The organism is Aeromonas sp. 600886 (genome assembly GCF_049174935.1).
Taxonomy (GTDB): Bacteria; Pseudomonadota; Gammaproteobacteria; order Enterobacterales; family Aeromonadaceae; genus Aeromonas; species Aeromonas veronii_A.
On the sequence record NZ_JAAKUB010000004.1, the window covers coordinates 24,529 to 42,013 of the forward strand.

Here is a 17,485-nt window from a genome sequence, read left to right on the forward strand (position 1 = left end):
TTGGATTGAAACGGGATAATGAAATTATGAGTTTGAAACCTTGGCGCGAAATTGCACGCCCGCATCGTGATGTGCTGGAAGGCACCTTCAAACAGTCGGAATTTGCAGCAGATATCACTCAAGTTGCCAATGGCTCTGCGCCAGCAGAATATCAGGATGCAGAGCAGTTTTTTGCCCGTACCTTTATCACTGAGGGGATGCGTTTGCTGCTGGCATCGGTCGCCGAGCGGTTGGCTGGTAAAGGTGGTGACCCGGTTATCCAGCTGCAAACGGCGTTTGGTGGCGGTAAAACGCACACCATGCTGGCGGTTTATCACTTGGCCTCACGCACAGTGACCACGGATCGCTTGCAGGGTATTCCGCCTATTTTGGATGCGGCAGGGATTCATGAGTTACCCAGTGCCCGCGTCGCGGTGATCGATGGGATTAACTTGTCGGTGAGCCAAGCGCGCACCCACGGCATGGTCCATGCCAATACCTTGTGGGGGGAGCTAGCTTGGCAACTGCTGGGCGATGAAGGCTATGAGTTGGTGGCAGACAGTGACCGCGACGGCACATCGCCGGGCAAAGAGCAGTTGGTAAAATTGCTGACCAAGGCAGCCCCCTGTGTGGTGTTGATGGATGAGCTGGTGGCATTTTTGCGCCAGTTGGAAGTGGGCAAGCAGTTTAATGCCGGTACGTTTGATTCCAATATCACCTTTATTCAGGCGTTGACTGAAGCGATGAAGGCTGTGCCCAATGCCATGTTGTTGGCCTCTTTGCCGGAGTCTGCGCTGGAGGTGGGCGGCACCATGGGCCAGAAAGCGCTGGATTCGCTGGAGAAATATTTTGCGCGAGTGGAGTCGGTATGGAAGCCGGTCGCTACTGAAGAGGCCTTTGAGATTGTGCGCCGTCGTTTGTTCGAGTCGGCAGGTGATGTCGCTCAGGTGCAGGGGATTGCACAGCAGTATGCTGACTTCTATCGCCAGCATGTGCATGAGTTCCCAAACGAAACTCAATCCAGCCACTATTACGACAGACTGTGCAAGTCATACCCGATCCACCCGGAGGTGTTTGATCGCCTCTATGAGGATTGGTCAACGCTGGACAAGTTTCAGCGCACCCGTGGGGTGTTGCAGTATATGGCCATCGTTATTCACCGTTTATGGGTGGCTGATAACCGCGATGCGCTGATCATGCCGGGGTCGTTGCCTCTTGATGACAGCAATGTGCGTGGCAAGAGCATTCATTATCTGCCACAGGGCTGGGAGCCGGTCATTGAAAAAGAGGTGGATGGTTCACGCTCTGAAGCAGCAGAGATTGATAAACAAGATACCCGCTTTGGCCAATACCACGCCGCTCGTCGGGTGATGCGTACTCTGTTTTTGGGCAGCGCCCCCAGTTCAGGTGATCAGATGCATCGCGGTCTGCAGGCTGAGCGGATTATGTTGGGCGCCTGTTCGCCCGGGCAAACAGTGGCCACCTTTAAGGATGTGTTAGTTCGGCTGCGGGATCGTTTGACCTACCTGTATGGCGATAAAGAGCGTCTGTGGCTTGATACCAAGCCTAACCTGCGCCGGGAAATGGAAACCCGCAAGAGTAAAGTCAGTGAGCGTGAAGAGTTGATGCCGCTGCTTAAGAAGTCAGTAACTGCGTGTTTTGGTTCCCAACATTGTTTTGCCGGGATCCATGTTTTCACCCCTGCCGGCGATGTGCCTGATGAATACGGCAATGGTCCGCGTTTGGTGGTACTGGAGCCGTCTGCATTTTCTGCATATAGCCGCAGTAGCAGTACTAACCAGGCATTCAAAGCAGCCGAGGTAATCTTGTTTAAACGTGGTGAGCAGCCGCGGGTGAAACAAAACCGGCTGATCTTTCTCGCCTCCGATTATGACAGTTTGAACCGTTTGAAAGATCAGGGTAGAACCTATCTGGCCTGGCACTCCATCGTTACCGATATCGAAAACGGAGTGTTGAATCAGGATCTGGCGCATTTGACCCAGGCCAAGGGAAATCGCGATACAGCGAAGAAGCAGTTCGATAGCTTGATCCGCGACACCTATAAGTGGCTACTGGCACCGCTTCAGGATCCCGGTCAGCCGTTGGAATGGGAGGTGTCGCAAATCTCTTCCAGCGCACCTAAGTTGATCCAGGAAATTGAAAATCGGCTGGCTGAAGAGGAGTGGTTGATCAAAGAGTGGTCACCGGTTCATCTGCGTAATTTGTTGGAAAAATACTATTTTGCCAACGGTGTGGAATCAGTCAGTGCATTGAAGGTATGGCAGGATGCCTGTCAGTACCTCTATATGCCTCGTTTGGTCAATGACCTAGTCTTGCGTCGTACCATTGAAGAGGCCATCCAGAGTCAAGATTTCTTCGCTTTTGCGTCTGGTCTGCGTGACGATCGCTTTGAAGGGTTTGCTTTTGGCAAATCATCCACTGTGTTTCTGGATGAGCACAGCCTGCTGATTAGCCAGGATGCTGCACAGTGCTATCGAGCCAAACTGGAACAGGAAGCCCGTGACAAGCGTGATGAAGAAGAGCGTAAGCGGCTTGTTCCGGGTAAAGACGGCGGCGATGGGACTGGTGAGCGCGAACCAGATGACGGAGAGGACGAGGGTACAGGCACAGGTTCTGGCACAGATTCAGTGAGTCCCAAACCGACAGCTACAGAGAGCCAAAAAAACCGGTTTTATGGTTCTGTGCGGCTTGATGCCATCAGAGCCAAAATGGAATTTGCCAATATCATGGACGAGGTGGTGCAAAATTTTGCCAGCCAATATGGTGTTGAGGTGGAGATCTCCATCGAGATCAATGCCCGCTCTGAGAAAGGGTTTGATGCAAACTTACAGCGAGCTATTAAAGAAAACTGCAGCATGCTCAAGTTTGGTAATGCTGAATTTGAAGAGTAAAACATAAGTTCTTCGCACCTTAGCGTGAACTAAATGCAAAAACGGCTGGGACTGTGGTTGTGTTGTCATCAAATCAACACCATCACCTACCAGCCGTTTTCAATGTCGAAATTACCCGCAGGGGATATCTCGAACACTCGAACCAGATCTAACGTTATGCAGCGACGAGTTTATCGGCAGGGCCGTCCCGTAGGGCAACTAGGCCCAAATAGAGGCAGATAGGGATCGTCTTTCTGAAAGCAGGGCCTTGTAAATCGTATGCAAGCCACACACCCGACAGGACCCACACCACAGGGCCGAGCGCATTTATCATCGGGTTCCGCTTGCTGAATTCCTTGACCAATGCTTTGGCCGCTTCACGCCCGACGATCTGGGCTATCAAGCTAATGATGATGGTCTCTATTAGGCCGAGAGCAACCTTGGGGCCAAGGATCTGGATGATAACGGGGAGAATGGCCACCTTACCGTTTTTTGCGAGATGCTCCTTTATTAAATCAGCTTCGGCATTTCCTATGCCCATTTTTTTGAACGCCTCGGCGAGTTCAGCAGGTTTTTTTGATAGCAGTTCTTTCTCTACCACTGCCGATACTAGTCGCTCCAGTCGGCCCTCCATGGATCCCCCATGTTTGAGGTTAATTTTGAGCTTTTTGCAGACATCCTCAATCAACTCAAGGGAGGAGATTCCACCATCACTGCTCGATGAAAAGACTGAGCGAACAGCATAGGCAACATCAGAAGATCCGTAATACCTGATCTGTTTGTCCATTAGTGCGCACAGTTCCGTTTTGGCTGAAGATGCGTGATGACTTTTTTGAAGTAACTCATTGCGGGCGGCGTCATCAGTAAAGGATACATAGCTATCCAAGACGCTGGACAGGTACTCAAGGTCTGCGTACTCACATTTAGCCAAGATTTTTTCCATACAATATCTCCCTGTTGGATGCGCTGTGTGCTGATTGCCTAATACTGAGAGAGGTGGCAGTCACACCAGAAGTTGCTTGATTTGGACCTGCTGTTTTGTGCATCGCGTCTTGTTCGCTAGCTCACGAAGAGATACTAGCAAGTGAGTCTCAACCCGTAAAGTGGGTTGTTATGCTTTTTTTGACAAAGCAGTCTGTTCATGGGTAGTATGTGAGTCGAGATTTCTTATAAAACCTTTTACTTCATAAGCTTAGGGTGTGACGCATCGAATGGAAGAGAAAAAAGTAAGCTATGCAGCTGTAGTTGGTGCAGTTCTTTCAGAGGAAAGGGAGAGAAGGAACGTAAGCCAACTGATGGCCGCCAATGTGGCGGGATTGACCCAGTCAACATGGGGACGAATGGAACTTGGCCGGGCATGTACATTGGAAAATCTAGCAAAGGCTTCCAAAGCATTTCACTTTGAGCTTTGGCAGTTATTAAAAGTCGTTGAAGATAGGGTTAAAAGCCTTGAGGAACAAGGCCTTAAGGTCGTTTACGAGTTACCATCAGAGTCAGAAATAAAGGAGCATCAGGAAGAATGGCTGACCAGTAGCTCACTGATATCAAAAATGTCACTCATTGGTTTGGGGGCATTGGCTGGTGCCGCGATGATGGGAGTGGCGGAATATATTAAGAAAGTGCCAAACAAGTAGGTGTCTATTTCTTGGTCAGTGATTCAATTCCGGTAAGCTGACAGAACCAAAAAATAAAGCCGGATTCCCGGCATTATTTACAGCCAATGCTCGGGAATGGTCAGTTCGAAGGATTGTGCCGCATAGCGCAGCATGCTTAATATTTCGCTGTGTCGGGCCTGATCAATGGTATGTCCGGCTTTGCGCTGCTCCAGCATCATCTGCAGCTCCGGCAAGTTAAACATGCCAAGACGATGGAAGTTGCCCCAGGTAGGTTGGCCAAACAGGTTGTAGATGACCACAGTGCTATCTCGTTCACTGGCCAGGCGTTTTTCACCAAGGAGTTTGGTCAGCGCTTCTTCGGCTTCATCTTTGTCATCGTAGGTGTTTAACAGTTTCATCGTCGGACGTTCTGGTAGAAATTAAGCGGCACAGTTTAGCAAAAATGGTAATGGAACCACAGCGAGAGTGATTAACCCAAGCATCCTCTCTCCGTAAGCGACACAATTCCCTCTGTTGCAACCACTAAATGATCCAGAGTGCGGATATCCACCAGTGCCAAGGCGCTTTGCAATCGCTGGGTGATCTCGATATCCGCTCTACTAGGTTCCGGGTGGCCGGAGGGGTGGTTATGCACCAGCATCAGGGCGGCTGCATTGTGGTGCAGTGCCCGCTTGACGACATCGCGCGGGTAGACGGTCGCAGCGGACAGGGTGCCAAGGAACAGCTCCTCGTAGGCCAGGATCCGGTGTTGGTTATCGAGGAACAGTGCCGCAAAAACTTCGCGATCCCGTGTTTGCAGCAGTCCTTGCAGGGCTTGATGGGCCAAGTTTTTATCGGTGATGGCAACGCCCTTGGCGAGTTTCTTGCGGGCAACAGCTTGGGCGATGGTGAGCAGGTCGTCGTCGGTGACAAGGTCAGTTACCCGATAGGTGCCGGGGATCTCCCCGGCGATCAGTTTGTGATGCAACATGATGGTGCTCCATACGCCATCGCCCCACCGCGTGGGATGCGGCAGGGTAGGCGAGTTAGTTGGTTAATGGGTTACTGAATGGGGGGTGACCGCAGGCTTGGTTGGCGGTGTTCTGGCCGCCAGGGTGTGCGGGGTGTAGTCGTGCAGCGGAATGTGGTAACTGGTGGCGAGCAAGTTACCTACCCGTGTTAGCCAGTAGTGATCCGGGTGATCGCACAGCCATTGCGCCAGTGCGTCACCCCATTCGTTTTCATAGCGCAGGTAGAGGGCGTAACCGTCCACCGGCTGGCTTTGGTCATGCACTGCTTCAATCTGACCATCATGCTCAAGATAAGCCTCCAGCTCGATGGCGATCACGGCGTTAATCATCTTCGGTCTCCTTGTCAGGGATGGGGTCACTCGCCACGGCATAGCCGCGATGAATGCAGATGCGTTGCAGGTCGGCCAGAAAGTTGGCCAGTACGCGAGGTTGCTCGGTGAGCGGGACTGGCCCTGCCTGGCAATGCCAGAAACAGCGACGTTCGGGGTCGATGCAGATTTCATCCCTCGGCCGGCTCATGGTGTGCCAGTCCTCAGCATTGGTGAGGGAGATCAGTTGCCACTGCACGCCAGACCAGCGCACTTGTAAGGTGACTGTGTTGGCTTGTTGGCTATCCGGTGTCAGGTGCAGCAGCCAACGCTGACCACTGCGGGTGGGTGTTATCTTGGCGTTGGCGGCGATTTGTCCCAACCACTGACGTGAGTAGTGGGAGAGCGCTAATTCTTGGCTCATCGTGTCCCCCTAATCTCCTGCGATCGTGACGCTGAAGCATTCCAACCGGCAGTAGGCTATGAAGTTGCTTTGCCAGATGTCGAACAATTCTCGCGCTTCGGCCAGCCGCAGCGGTTCCCAGCCCAACATGGTGTGTTCCCCATCGAGGAAGTTGAAATCGAGCTCCTTGCAGAGCTCAGCATCTTGGCCCTGCCCCTGGTAGCTGAAGTCGGTGACGTAATCGAACAGCCAGCCATCTAGCCCACGGATCAGGCGGATCTCGACCGGGTGTACACCGCCTTGCTCGGCACTGTAGCCGGGGTTGCGAAAGTTGAAGGTCAGTTGGGTTAAGCGCTCAAGATCGAGCTCGGTTTTGGCGACTTCCTGGTTGAGCAGAACCAGCAATGCTTGGGCTACGGGCAGGGCAAAGCCGTCCCGGAAAAAGGGAATGGTCATGATGTTCTCCGAATAAAGGGTTGGGACTAGCGCAGTCGCCAGGGCATTAGCCAGGTTGGCAGCTTGTTCGTGAGCGGTGGGAGTAGTGCGGGGAACGTAGGCACGGTGGTGCGGATCGGTGGCAGGGGCGTTTGTGCAAGCGTGATGGCTAGCAAGACGGTACTCCACGCCTGGTCTACCTGCTCACTGTGGTGCACGCCCTGGATACACCAGGTCACGAAGTGTTCGCAGTTGTTGAACTGCAGGTTGTAGGCCCGCTCTCCCAGCCGTTGATACGCTCGCGCCAGGCTTTCGCTCGGACTGTAGTAACGGTGGCTGTATTCACGCCGGTAGCAGTCGCCATTGCCTGTAAATATCTCCAACGATGAAACAATAATCTGCCCTGTCACTGGGCCTTCACTCGAGAAAGGCCCGGTATAGTGGATGACGTGGTTATTGCCCGCGTAGAGGCCGTGATGGTCATAGCCCCATCGGCTTACGACCAGATGGTCACCTGGTTGCATCTCTGCTCCTTTTAGAAAACAAAAAGCCCGGTACGAGACCGGGCATAGCGAAGTGGAGTCGGGCTTATTCGAAGGTGTAACCGACATTCCCCCGGTCAGTGTGAATAACCACCTCCAGTACCCGGCACTGCGATGCTGACTTGATAGTAAACCGAGCTTGCTGTCCAAAGTTGATTGCAACAGGGAAAACCTGCTGCTTGATGTACTCTGGCTTCAGCCTGCCTTTACTGTCGAGACAAGTACTCCATTTCACACGACCGCTGACACAATCATTGCTCGGTACTTCTCGGTCTAACTGACACTGGCCACGGTTGATGGTGATGTCATTAATCGTGACAGGGTCATTACGAGACACAACCTGCAGTACGCCCTGTTGTGCGCGAAGTTCAAAGTTCAAGGGGGCGGCGGCTGGCTCAGGCTCCGGAGTCGGGAAGGCGCAGCCAAAGGCAGCGTCTGTCGCAGCGGGCAGGGCCTCTTGTACACCCGCTACCGGCAGCTCAACAGTTCGGTCATCCTGGGTGATGGCTTGCAGCGAATTGGCTGTGCGCAGCGCGGCCCACATGTCATAGAACGCCTTGCTGTCATTCCCTGCCACCATGCTCGGTAGCGGGGGGTAGGTATGACCATTGATGCGCAAACTGACGTTGTTCGTAGCTGCTTGTCCCGCCTGATTGAGCGTGATGCCATTAAGCTGGCCCATCTGGCACGAGAGATAGAGATAGGTCTCATCGTCGACCGTTGCCGAATACTCCGTCACCCCCTGACCCCAGCCATCGTTCCAGCGGCCATGGTCGCCAAATGCCAGTACGGCAGGCGTCAGCAGTAAGCCCAGAAGGGCTATTATCCATTGATGCATCCCACACTCCTTACACGGCATAGCCGAGGATATTGTTCATAAAGCCTTGAAAGGCGAAAAAGCCAATCAGAGCCCCGATGGCCTGCGGCTCCATCAGCCAAAATATCTTGGCCTTGAAGGTCTCGACTGCACCGCTGGTCGAGATCCAGTCCGGGTGAGTAAACCGGCGAAACCACTCCCCGATACACATGCCAACCCCGGTAAAAAGCGTGCCGAACACGAAGGTGGCGGTCAGCCCACAAAATCCAAGCCAGGGAGCTTTACCCGTCCAAGCGATATTGATGGTCAGGGCCAGAAAAAGCAGGCCCGCGATAGCAAAGTAACGTTTCATGATGTCTCCTTATGGATAAAAAATGTCTTTTCATTTCCCGTGGCCATGCGGTGGTTAATCAGCGGGAAATGAGGGTTGTGGAGTATTGGTTGATGGATTTACTTTCGTTCTGAAATCCCACGCTAAAGTACCAATATCAACCTATTTGGTTGATGCCCACCTTTCAGGGTTTTTCATGTCAACAGGTCTATATCCAACCATAAGAGTTGGTTGGAGGACTTATGACAGATATCAACTTTGAGCAGTTAGCCAAGAACGTGGGTAAGGCGATTGGGCGTCAGCGTAACCAAGCAGGGTTTACCCAGGAGCAGGTGCCTGAACACCTCAATATCGGGATGGAGGCGGTCTCCCGGATGGAGCGGGGGATTGTGGTGCCGACCGTGGTGCGGCTGGCGGAGCTCGCTCAGCTGTTTGGCTGTGAGCTGGCGGACTTTCTGCGCGAGACCAGTAACCGCCCGACCGAGCAGGGCATTGTGCTGAGCCAGCAACTGGCCCGGCTCGATGATGCTGACCGAACTCTGTTGCTGGAAACAGTAGAACGGTTGGTGGAGCGGTTGGCGCGTCCCCGCTGATTATCCGCCATTCACTGGGGAGGGGATGGGCTCCCTTTTCCCAATTTGTTGGTGAGTGGGCTCCTTCTTGGTTGCGGCCTCTGTGACGCTATGGTTGCTTGGCTTTGCGGTGCGTTAAGCGAGGTAGTCGCCACTGCTTCTGCGTTACCGTTCGCCGTCTCGTCACTGTTGGCTTCGGGATAGAACTCCTCCAGTAACATCGGCACCTCTTCATCGATATCCTCAAACTGGCCGTTACGCAGCAATTCACGCGCGGCCAGCTCCATCTGGTCGATGGCGAGACCCGCCTCCTGGTCACGCTGTGCCGCCTCTTGTGCTTGCCTGACTGCCTCAGTCAGGTTGGTTTCCTCCCGCAAGGTTAAATCCACGTAGTAGACCGGTGTGCGGTACGACTGGGTAGTGCTCTTGGCCCGCAACCGCAGGGTGAGCGGCAGATAGCGGGTATGGCCCCCGCTCACCGCCTCCAGGTACTTCAGTCGAGCCGCCAGAGTGCGCACCGAGTTGTAGCCGGTGGTACGGAAGATAAAGCTACCCAGCTCATCCCCTTGCCCCTCCACAAACAGGTTCAGTCGCCCGTACAGCTTGCAACCCTGTTGCCCGGCAAAGGCGCAGCGCTCTGGTCCAGGGCAGCTGACCTCCTCCATGCCTTGTGCCCCCATACGTCTTGCTACCTCCCCATTCCCGACACACAGCGGCCTGCCGGTTTGCCGGTCAAAGGCGCTGTATTCCGCCCGCAGATTCAAGTCGCTGTCGTTGAACAGCACTCGCACCGGAATGGCGCGGATCTTGGTTTGCTCCTGCCCTTGGCCACTTTTCTGCGATGAGTAGTGTTGATGCAGGGGATGGAGCAACCATCCCCCCTTTTGCTGTATCTGGGTGGTGAGGGTGAAACTGTCGTCCTTCTCCGGCACCCACTTATCCTGCTTTTGCACCAGCTTGCCGATGCAGATCCGCCCGATCACGGGCGGGGTAATCGCCAGTCCTTTGATCATGGTGTTTGCCTCAAGGGTTGAATGGTGAAACGGCGCACGCCGGGTACCGGTTTGACGTAACGGGTGAGCAGGTCGGGATGATCCTGACCGAGCTTATCCAGATCCGGTGCTAGCTGGTCTTTACTGCGCTTCCAGGTGATCTTGCCGTTGGCAAACAGCCCGGCTGTCGCTTCACCCAAGGTCGCTTGCAGCCGCTGTTTGAGCTGTGACTCCTGTAGCTCGACAGCTTCCTTTTGCTGACGCAAGCGCAGTAGCTCGCCAAACAGCTGGTTGAACTCGGCGGAATCGGAGAGATCCACCGTCTGGCCATCGTCACGCGGAAACAGCCAGCTCAGGGCATTGGCGGCATCACTGGAGCCGTCAGGCTCGGGCTGCTGGTCTTGTTGCACCATCTGCCAGAACTGCGCTTCCCGCTCGATGAGATCTTGGATCTTCTCTTCGTCACGCTCGATGCGATAAATCCTGGCCGCCGATGAGCACTGCCACTTCGGCCCAGGCATGGCCGGTGACGGCCAACTGATGGAGTACCTGACACTGGTAAGCCACAGGCACCCCTTCCTCCCACTGGGGCGCGCTGTGATAGCTGGCGGTCTTGATCTCCAGAATGCCCGGCCCATCGGGATGGCCGATTACCTCCCGGTCTAGGTTGGCGAGCATGAAGAGTTGTTCGGGGTGTTGCAGTACCGCATTGACCCGGCGCACCTTGTAGCCGGTGCGTTTGGCGTAGACCTGCGCCAAGACCGGCTCTAGCTCAATGCCCCACAGCACCGCTTCCTTGTGGGAGATATCTTCCGGCTCCTTACGACCAGTCTTCTCCAACCACAGGCTGAGCGGGCATTTGTAGGGAGAGAGCCCCACGGCCACGGCGGCATCCGAGGAACCAATGCCGAGCTTGCGGATAGCAAGCCATTGCTCGCGGGTTAACTGGGTAGTAGAGGCCAGCCGCAAGGCTTGGCCATATTTTGCTATCATGACGACTCCTTGTTGACGGCATAAATGGCGACGCCCGGATTGGCTTGCGCCAGTCCGGGTGAGGTCGTTATGCGGTTTGAATGGGGAAGCGGAATTACTGCAGCAGAGTGAGTGCCTGATTCAGGGCTTGGGATTTGAGTTGGGCGCCCTGACCAAACCTGGCGGAATCAAGCCGGTGATCTTGGCTGCGGGCACGCCGGTGGTGATCCACGTATTCGGTGACCGCATTGACCAGCCCCCAGGCGGTATTACGGGAGCTGGCAAGCTCTGAGCCCATACCCGCGCCCTGATAGAGCTCATCCAGCGGTTGCGCCAACAGGTCGCTGAAAAAGCGCAGTGCCTCTTCAGGGGCTACGGGCCGTTGTGCCAACGCCTTGGTCTGCGTCTTGAACTCATCCCAATGAGACAGCCCGAGCCCAAGCGACCCTTTGACGGCAGCGGCATCGAACTGAGTGGAGTGGGGCACCTTGATGGCTCCGGTAGTGCCACGCAGTGCCATCTGCAGGGTGTTGTTGCATACCACCCGTAGAGAAGTGAACTGCGCCGTGGTGCAGAGCGTGCCTTCGCAGCTGGTTGCCAGCAGTAGATAGGACTTTACCAAGTCATTGCCTTTGAGTTTTAGATCCTGGCCGGTCTTAGCCAGTGCCCACAGCTTGCGGCCACCTTTGAGCGAGCCTGCTGTTTCCAGCTCAAAGCCACCGGCTTCCACCAGGTCTTGATAGAAGTGCAGCACCTCATGAGGCTGTACCACGTTGTAGCGACTTGAGACCACCGACAGGGGGGCAAGGGTATCGGAGCGATAAAGTACCTTGCTGTCGCTGTAGGGACGGATATGCAGTGCATCGGAGGCGACGTTAAACATCACGTCACTCTGCTCGATGGTCCAATTCATCCCGGCTGCCTGCAGCCAGATATCGAGAGATTGTTGCGGGGGCAAAACATTGCCAAGGCCATGCCAGGGCGTTTGACCGGTGTAGGCCATCGTATCGATCAGGTGAGCCATGAGAAATCTCCAATGAAAAAGGGACTGCTCTGTGCAGTCCCTTGGGTAGGTTCATGGAGATAATATATAGCTGAAATTAATTCAAATGAGACTTATTTACTTGTCTGGTTTCTAGCTATGGAATGCAGCGCTGCTGCTGCACTGTGGTGTACAAATTAAAAGATTGGACTCAAAAGGAGGTACAGTTGGAGCGGGGAAAGAGAAGGGCCTATCAGATTTTAGATAGGCCCTTTTGATAACAATTATGCATGCCTAGCGCTGCCTAGTGTGTACGCAAAAGTGTACTCAAACTAATAGTAGCTGCGCTATGCGGTTTTATGTAACTGAAAACAAACGATAATTTTATTTTAGACGTTGAACAGGAAGTTCATAATATCGCCATCTTTGACGATGTAATCTTTCCCTTCAGCGCGCATCTTGCCCGCTTCCTTGGCGCCTTGCTCACCCTTGTAGTTGATAAAGTCTTCAAAGGCGATGGTTTGGGCGCGAATAAAGCCTTTTTCAAAGTCAGTGTGGATCTTGCCAGCCGCTTGCGGGGCAGTGGCACCGACCGGAATAGTCCAGGCGCGTACCTCTTTCACACCGGCGGTGAAGTAGGTCTGCAGGTTGAGCAGCTGGTAGCCGGAGCGGATAACGCGGTTCAGGCCCGGCTCTTCGATGCCCAGGTCAGCCATGAACTCGGCGCGATCTTCATCGTCCAGTTCGGCGATGTCGGCTTCGATGGCGCAGCAGACCACGACCACGACAGCGTTCTCGGCGGCGGCGATTTCACGCACCTTGTCCAGATAGGGGTTGTTCTCGAAGCCATCTTCCGCCACGTTGGCGATATACATGGTGGGTTTCAGGGTCAGGAAGTTGAGGTGGCTCACGGCGGCCAGCTCTTCTTTATCCAGCTTCATGCCGCGGATCATCTGGCCGTTTTCCAGCGCAACCTTGATCTTCTCAAGCACTTCCACTTCCAGCTTGGCATCCTTGTCGCCGCCTTTGGCGCGCTTGGACTGACGGTGAATGGCGCGCTCGCAGGCGTCCAGATCCGACAGGGCCAGCTCGGTGTTGATCACCTCGATGTCGTCGGCAGGGGAGACCTTGCCGGCAACGTGAATGATGTTCTCGTCGTCGAAGCAGCGCACAACGTGGCCGATTGCTTCGGTTTCACGGATGTTGGCCAGGAACTGGTTACCCAGACCTTCACCCTTGGAAGCGCCGGCAACCAGACCGGCGATGTCGACGAATTCCATGGTGGTCGGCACAACGCGCTGCGGATTGATGATGGCAGCCAGCTGATCGAGGCGGGGATCCGGCATCGGCACCACACCTGTGTTCGGCTCGATGGTGCAGAACGGGAAGTTGGCGGCTTCGATACCGGCCTTGGTCAGCGCGTTGAACAGGGTGGATTTGCCTACATTGGGCAGGCCCACGATACCGCATTTAAAACCCATGGATTGTTACCTTACTTGATGGATGCTGTTGGGGGTCGCCCGCAGGCGGCCCATGTCATGCTTGTTCTGGTCGTTGCTCATGTACCGGCACAATGCCAGTACAGGGTCAAACCGACCTAACCCTTTTCAGCCTTGAAGCTGTGCAAGCGATTCATGGCCTTGGTCATATCTTGTTTGAACAGGATGTCGGTGGCGCGCAGGGACTCGTCCAGCGCGGCGTCGATCAGGTTCTGTTCACTGCTGGGGGCCTTGGTCAGGACGAAGCCTGCCACCTGCTCTTTGCTGCCGGGATGGCCGATCCCGAGACGCAGCCGGAAGAAGTTATTGTTGTTGCCCATCTTGGCGATGATGTCCTTGAGGCCGTTATGGCCACCGTGACCACCGCCCTGCTTGAACTTGGCGATGCCCGGCGGCAGATCCAGTTCGTCATGGGCCACCAGAATCGCTTCCGGCTCAATCTGATAAAAACGCGCCAGTGCGGCCACCGCCTTGCCAGAGAGGTTCATATAGGTGTTCGGGATGAGCAGCCGCACATCCTGCCCCTCGACCAGGATGCGGGCAGTATGGCCGAAGAACTTGGGTTCTTCACGCAGGCTGACATTGTGCCAGCGGGCCAGTTGCTCCACATACCAGGCGCCCGCATTGTGGCGGGTCTTGGCATATTCCGGGCCGGGGTTGCCCAGTCCGACGATCAGTTTGATTTCGCTTGTCACGCTTGATGTCTTCACTCGCAGCTGCCATGGGCACACTACCCAGGGCAATAGGACGCAATATTCTAGCCGCCGAGTGGCGATCACTCAACCAATGCGCATGTTATGGCGGGATTTGCAGCATTATTGCGGCCAATGGGTGGCTAACGGTGGGCAAACGGGCCTCTTGCAAGAGGCCCGTTTCAGCTTGCCGATGGATTGTGCCCGGTTGACTACCGTCGTTATTTGGTACGCAGCAGGGTGACGGTCTCTTCATCCAGTGCGGTCAGGGTGGGACGGGCATCGCGCACATACTCCACGAAAGACGCTGCATCGGTGCCGCAATCCACGCCGCTGGCTTTGCAATCGAGGGCCTGGCCCGTGGCATAGACGGCGCTCAGCAGTTCACCGTTTTGTGCCACCTTCAGCACCGGGAAGGCGGTCAGCTTGCCATTGACACTGGCGATGTCGACCCGCTCGCTCTTCTGACGCTGGGCATTGGCCAGTGCTTGCCAGCCATCGTTGCCGTTGGCGCTGTAGGCGTTCATCACTACCCGATAGCGCTGGCTATCCACCAGATCTTGCCACTCGCCGCTTGCGGTCTTGCGCTGCAATTGGGTCAGGATGCCCGCCTTGCCTGCGTCGGTCTCCTGGAAGGTGTAACGCAGGTGACCGCCATAGGGGAACTTGCCGGCATGGGCGCTGGCGGGCAGGGTGGCGGTGATGGTCTCGGTCAGGAGGGCGCGCACCTCGGCGCCAGTCAGGGTCAGCACCGAGAGCTGGTTCTTGAACGGCAGCAGGGTGAGGGCGCTATCCCCCTCGCGCCATTCGCCAGCAGGCAGGTCGGCGCGCACGCCGCCCACCGCAACCAGAGAAAAATCGACCGGGCCACCGGTCAGGGCTTGCACTGCTGGGGTATTGGCCCAGTAGAACTCCCCTTCGGCAACCAGCGGCGCTACATCTGAGCCGTGGCTGTCGCTGCCGTTGTCGCCGGGGCGACGGGCATTTTGCAGCTGCTCGGGGATGGTACCGATCACCGGGCCGTAGGCTTTCTCCAGCGCCGGTTTGTAGTGGCTGTCGATGATGCCGCGCAGACGCGGATCTTCATCCACGGTCACCAGATTGGGCTGGCTGTCGACAAACTGGCTTGCCTCTTTGCTGCGGGCATCGTCGAGCGCTTGCTTGCGCGCCGCATCGGCGAAGAAGTCGCGGCTGGCCAGCAGGCTGTTGTGGCCCTGGCAGTCAGTCACCTGACCCTGGCTGTCAAAGGTCACCTGTGCCAGACCGATGGCCTGGGCGTAGGAGCCCGCCTGCACCACGCAGGTTTTGCCGATGCCATCCGGATTGGTCACCAGCTTGGCGTAATCGCCGGTCTTGCCCCAGCCGATATTGCGAAAATCGCCGAGCAAGCTGTGGGAGTGGCCGCCGACGATGGCATCGAGGCCGTTTACCTTGGCGGCCAGCGCCAGATCCCGCTCGTTACCGATGTGGGTGAGTGCCACGATCTGGTGGATCCCCTTGGCTTGCAGCATGTCGACCGTGGCCTGAGCCGAGGCGACCTCCTTGCCAAAGCGCAGCTTGCCGACGTTGGGGGCGATATTGCCCATGTCTTCCAGTACCAGACCGATGACGGCGACCAGCTGTTTGCCTTGCGGCAGGTTGTCGAGATCGGTGACTGGGCTCTTCTGGTTGCCGTCAAAGGCGTAGACCACGAAGGGCTTGAGGTTGTCAGCCTTGCTGAGGGCCGGATCGGCCTTGGTGTCGAGGTTGGCGGCCAGCACCGGGAAGTTGACCCCCTCGATGAAGCGGGCCAGCTTCTGGTTATCCAGATCGAACTCGTGGTTGCCCAGCGCCATGGCATCGAGGCCGAACTGGCTCAGCAACTCGGCGTTGGCCATCCCCTCGTTGAGCTTGAAGTAGCCGCTACCCTGCCAGGCATCGCCGCCGTGCAGCAGCAGCAAGGGCTGGTTCTTGGCCAGCGCCTCGGCCTGATAGGCTTTCGCCATGGTCAGCAGGCGCGGATAACCGCCAAAGCGGGTATAGAGGGTGTCCGTCTCCCCCTGCTGGGCAAAGATCTGCCCTTTGATCTCCGCATTGACCGGATCAAACTGGGAGTGGGTGTCGTTCATGTGAGCCAGGGTCAGCACGAAGGGCGGGTTCTCTTTGACGGGCTGACAGGCGAACAGGGCGGAGGTAAGGGTCGCGAGCAGGAGGGGACGCAAGCAATTCATGGGTAAATCCTTAAGCCTGCCGGGGGCAGGGTCGTACCAGATAGCAGAAAGTTGGAAAGAGAAGGTCCAGAAAGACGAAAACCGCCTGATGGCGGTTTTCGTTATTGCTGAATCTATCAATGCTCAAACATGGCAGAGATGGACTCTTCGTTGCTGATGCGACGAATGGCTTCGGCCAGTACAGTTGACAGCGTCAGCTGCTTGACCTTGCCGACCGCTTTCATCTCCGCAGTGAGCGGGATGGAGTCGGTGATGATCAGTTCATCGATAACGGAGTTCTTGATGTTCTCGACGGCGGAACCGGAGAAGACCGGGTGGGTAGCGTAGGCGAATACACGCTTGGCACCGCGCTCTTTCAGGGCCTCTGCGGCTTTGCACAGGGTGCCGCCGGTGTCGATCATGTCATCAACGATGATGCAGTCGCGGCCGGCAACGTCACCGATCAGGTGCATGACCTGGGAGACGTTCGGGCGGGGACGGCGCTTGTCGATGATGGCGATGTCGGTGTCATCCAGCAGCTTGGCGATGGCGCGGGCACGCACGACGCCACCGATGTCCGGGGAGACAACGACAGGAGACTCGAGGTTCTTGGACTTCATGTCTTCCAGCAGCACCGGGCTACCGAACACGTTGTCTACCGGAACGTCAAAGAAACCTTGAATTTGCTCGGCATGCAGGTCAACGGTCAGCACGCGATCCACACCGACGCTGGAGAGGAAGTCAGCGACAACCTTGGCGGTGATGGGCACACGGGCGGAGCGGACGCGGCGGTCCTGACGGGCATAACCAAAGTAGGGGATAACAGCAGTGATACGGCCAGCTGAAGCACGACGCAGAGCATCCACCATGACGATCAATTCCATCAAATTGTCGTTGGTCGGGGCACAGGTGGATTGAATGATGAAGATATCGCCACCACGTACATTCTCATTGATCTGTACGCTGATCTCGCCGTCGCTAAAGCGACCTACGGCAGCATTGCCGAGTTTGATAAACAGGCGATCTGCGATCTTCTGGGCTAGTTCCGGCGTTGCGTTACCAGCAAACAGCTTCATGTCAGGCACGGTTTGAAACCTCGGGGTTGCATCCAGTATGTGGGGGAGTCTGAAATCAGACCCTATCGTTTTGGGGCAAACGATTTATCAAGATAACGTACAAGGTGTCTGCTGCCCAATGAATGTGATGATACCGGTAACCCGAATCCGTGGCCGAGTGCAAAACCGGCCACGTTAAT

The 17,485-nt window shown here is 55.7% G+C and carries 18 protein-coding genes and 1 pseudogene; 3 read left to right on the forward strand and 16 right to left on the reverse strand.

Annotated elements, in window-relative coordinates; all coding sequences use genetic code 11:
- Nucleotides 1–26: 26 nt before the first annotated feature.
- A complete protein-coding gene (locus G5179_RS04395) occupies nucleotides 27–2,891 on the forward strand; it encodes an ATP-binding protein (RefSeq protein WP_421257948.1) in 2,865 nt (954 codons plus the stop codon).
- Between the two features lie 154 nt (nucleotides 2,892–3,045).
- On the opposite strand, the gene G5179_RS04400 is transcribed toward G5179_RS04395, so the two are convergent.
- Complete coding sequence (locus G5179_RS04400) at nucleotides 3,046–3,813, reverse strand: hypothetical protein (protein ID WP_151286334.1); 768 nt, start codon at nucleotides 3,811–3,813, stop codon at nucleotides 3,046–3,048.
- 268 nt (nucleotides 3,814–4,081) lie between these two features.
- Here G5179_RS04400 and G5179_RS04405 point away from each other — a divergent pair, with 268 nt between their 5' ends.
- Nucleotides 4,082–4,504, forward strand: coding sequence for a helix-turn-helix domain-containing protein (locus G5179_RS04405; RefSeq protein WP_331484355.1), 423 nt, complete (start codon nucleotides 4,082–4,084; stop codon nucleotides 4,502–4,504).
- A gap of 77 nt (nucleotides 4,505–4,581) precedes the next feature.
- On the opposite strand, the gene G5179_RS04410 is transcribed toward G5179_RS04405, so the two are convergent.
- The 8 genes from G5179_RS04410 to G5179_RS04445 all read right to left on the reverse strand — a co-directional run bounded on the left by G5179_RS04410 (nucleotide 4,582) and on the right by G5179_RS04445 (nucleotide 8,353).
- The gene (locus G5179_RS04410; protein WP_421257949.1) at nucleotides 4,582–4,884 is read right to left on the reverse strand and encodes a hypothetical protein; all 303 of its coding nucleotides are present in this window, start codon (nucleotides 4,882–4,884) and stop codon (nucleotides 4,582–4,584) included.
- 71 nt (nucleotides 4,885–4,955) lie between these two features.
- Nucleotides 4,956–5,456 carry a RadC family protein gene (gene radC / locus G5179_RS04415; protein WP_421257950.1) on the reverse strand — a complete coding sequence of 167 codons (501 nt, stop codon included), beginning with the start codon at nucleotides 5,454–5,456 and terminating at the stop codon, nucleotides 4,956–4,958.
- Between the two features lie 63 nt (nucleotides 5,457–5,519).
- Nucleotides 5,520–5,825 (reverse strand): hypothetical protein, encoded by a 306-nt coding sequence (locus G5179_RS04420; protein WP_421257951.1) that lies wholly within the window; start codon nucleotides 5,823–5,825, stop codon nucleotides 5,520–5,522.
- The gene (locus tag G5179_RS04425; RefSeq protein WP_421257952.1) at nucleotides 5,818–6,228 is read right to left on the reverse strand and encodes a hypothetical protein; all 411 of its coding nucleotides are present in this window, start codon (nucleotides 6,226–6,228) and stop codon (nucleotides 5,818–5,820) included. The genes G5179_RS04420 and G5179_RS04425 overlap by 8 nt, the downstream gene beginning before the upstream one ends.
- 9 nt (nucleotides 6,229–6,237) lie before the next feature.
- Nucleotides 6,238–6,663: a DUF2787 domain-containing protein gene (locus G5179_RS04430; protein ID WP_421257953.1), complete on the reverse strand. Its 426-nt coding sequence runs from the start codon at nucleotides 6,661–6,663 to the stop codon at nucleotides 6,238–6,240.
- A gap of 26 nt (nucleotides 6,664–6,689) precedes the next feature.
- The gene (locus G5179_RS04435; protein ID WP_421257954.1) at nucleotides 6,690–7,253 is read right to left on the reverse strand and encodes a lecithin retinol acyltransferase family protein; all 564 of its coding nucleotides are present in this window, start codon (nucleotides 7,251–7,253) and stop codon (nucleotides 6,690–6,692) included.
- The gene (locus G5179_RS04440; RefSeq protein ID WP_421257955.1) at nucleotides 7,231–8,022 is read right to left on the reverse strand and encodes a hypothetical protein; all 792 of its coding nucleotides are present in this window, start codon (nucleotides 8,020–8,022) and stop codon (nucleotides 7,231–7,233) included. The genes G5179_RS04435 and G5179_RS04440 overlap by 23 nt, the downstream gene beginning before the upstream one ends.
- A gap of 10 nt (nucleotides 8,023–8,032) precedes the next feature.
- Entirely contained in the window at nucleotides 8,033–8,353 is a 321-nt protein-coding gene (locus tag G5179_RS04445; RefSeq protein ID WP_421257956.1) for a hypothetical protein, read from the reverse strand.
- A 221-nt stretch (nucleotides 8,354–8,574) separates the two neighbouring features.
- On the opposite strand from G5179_RS04445, the gene G5179_RS04450 reads away from it, so the two are divergent.
- Nucleotides 8,575–8,925, forward strand: a complete 351-nt coding sequence (locus G5179_RS04450; protein WP_421257957.1) for a helix-turn-helix domain-containing protein — start codon at nucleotides 8,575–8,577, stop codon at nucleotides 8,923–8,925.
- 11 nt (nucleotides 8,926–8,936) lie between these two features.
- Here the strand turns inward: G5179_RS04450 and G5179_RS04455 are convergent, their stop codons facing one another.
- From G5179_RS04455 to G5179_RS04485, 7 genes and pseudogenes are all read right to left on the reverse strand, one after another.
- Entirely contained in the window at nucleotides 8,937–9,917 is a 981-nt protein-coding gene (locus tag G5179_RS04455; protein WP_421257958.1) for a hypothetical protein, read from the reverse strand.
- Nucleotides 9,914–10,889 (reverse strand): annotated as a pseudogene (locus G5179_RS04460) (YqaJ viral recombinase family protein). Before G5179_RS04460 ends, G5179_RS04455 begins: the two are co-directional and overlap by 4 nt.
- A 94-nt stretch (nucleotides 10,890–10,983) precedes the next feature.
- Nucleotides 10,984–11,892 (reverse strand): DUF932 domain-containing protein, encoded by a 909-nt coding sequence (locus tag G5179_RS04465; RefSeq protein ID WP_421257959.1) that lies wholly within the window; start codon nucleotides 11,890–11,892, stop codon nucleotides 10,984–10,986.
- Between the two features lie 347 nt (nucleotides 11,893–12,239).
- Nucleotides 12,240–13,331 (reverse strand): redox-regulated ATPase YchF, encoded by a 1,092-nt coding sequence (gene ychF / locus G5179_RS04470; RefSeq protein WP_005353921.1) that lies wholly within the window; start codon nucleotides 13,329–13,331, stop codon nucleotides 12,240–12,242.
- Nucleotides 13,332–13,447: 116 nt separating this feature from the next.
- Nucleotides 13,448–14,044: an aminoacyl-tRNA hydrolase gene (gene pth / locus G5179_RS04475; protein ID WP_058059203.1), complete on the reverse strand. Its 597-nt coding sequence runs from the start codon at nucleotides 14,042–14,044 to the stop codon at nucleotides 13,448–13,450.
- A gap of 218 nt (nucleotides 14,045–14,262) precedes the next feature.
- Nucleotides 14,263–16,251, reverse strand: a complete 1,989-nt coding sequence (locus G5179_RS04480; RefSeq protein ID WP_421257960.1) for a bifunctional metallophosphatase/5'-nucleotidase — start codon at nucleotides 16,249–16,251, stop codon at nucleotides 14,263–14,265.
- A 116-nt stretch (nucleotides 16,252–16,367) separates the two neighbouring features.
- Complete coding sequence (locus tag G5179_RS04485) at nucleotides 16,368–17,315, reverse strand: ribose-phosphate pyrophosphokinase (protein ID WP_005343846.1); 948 nt, start codon at nucleotides 17,313–17,315, stop codon at nucleotides 16,368–16,370.
- Nucleotides 17,316–17,485 lie beyond the last annotated feature (170 nt).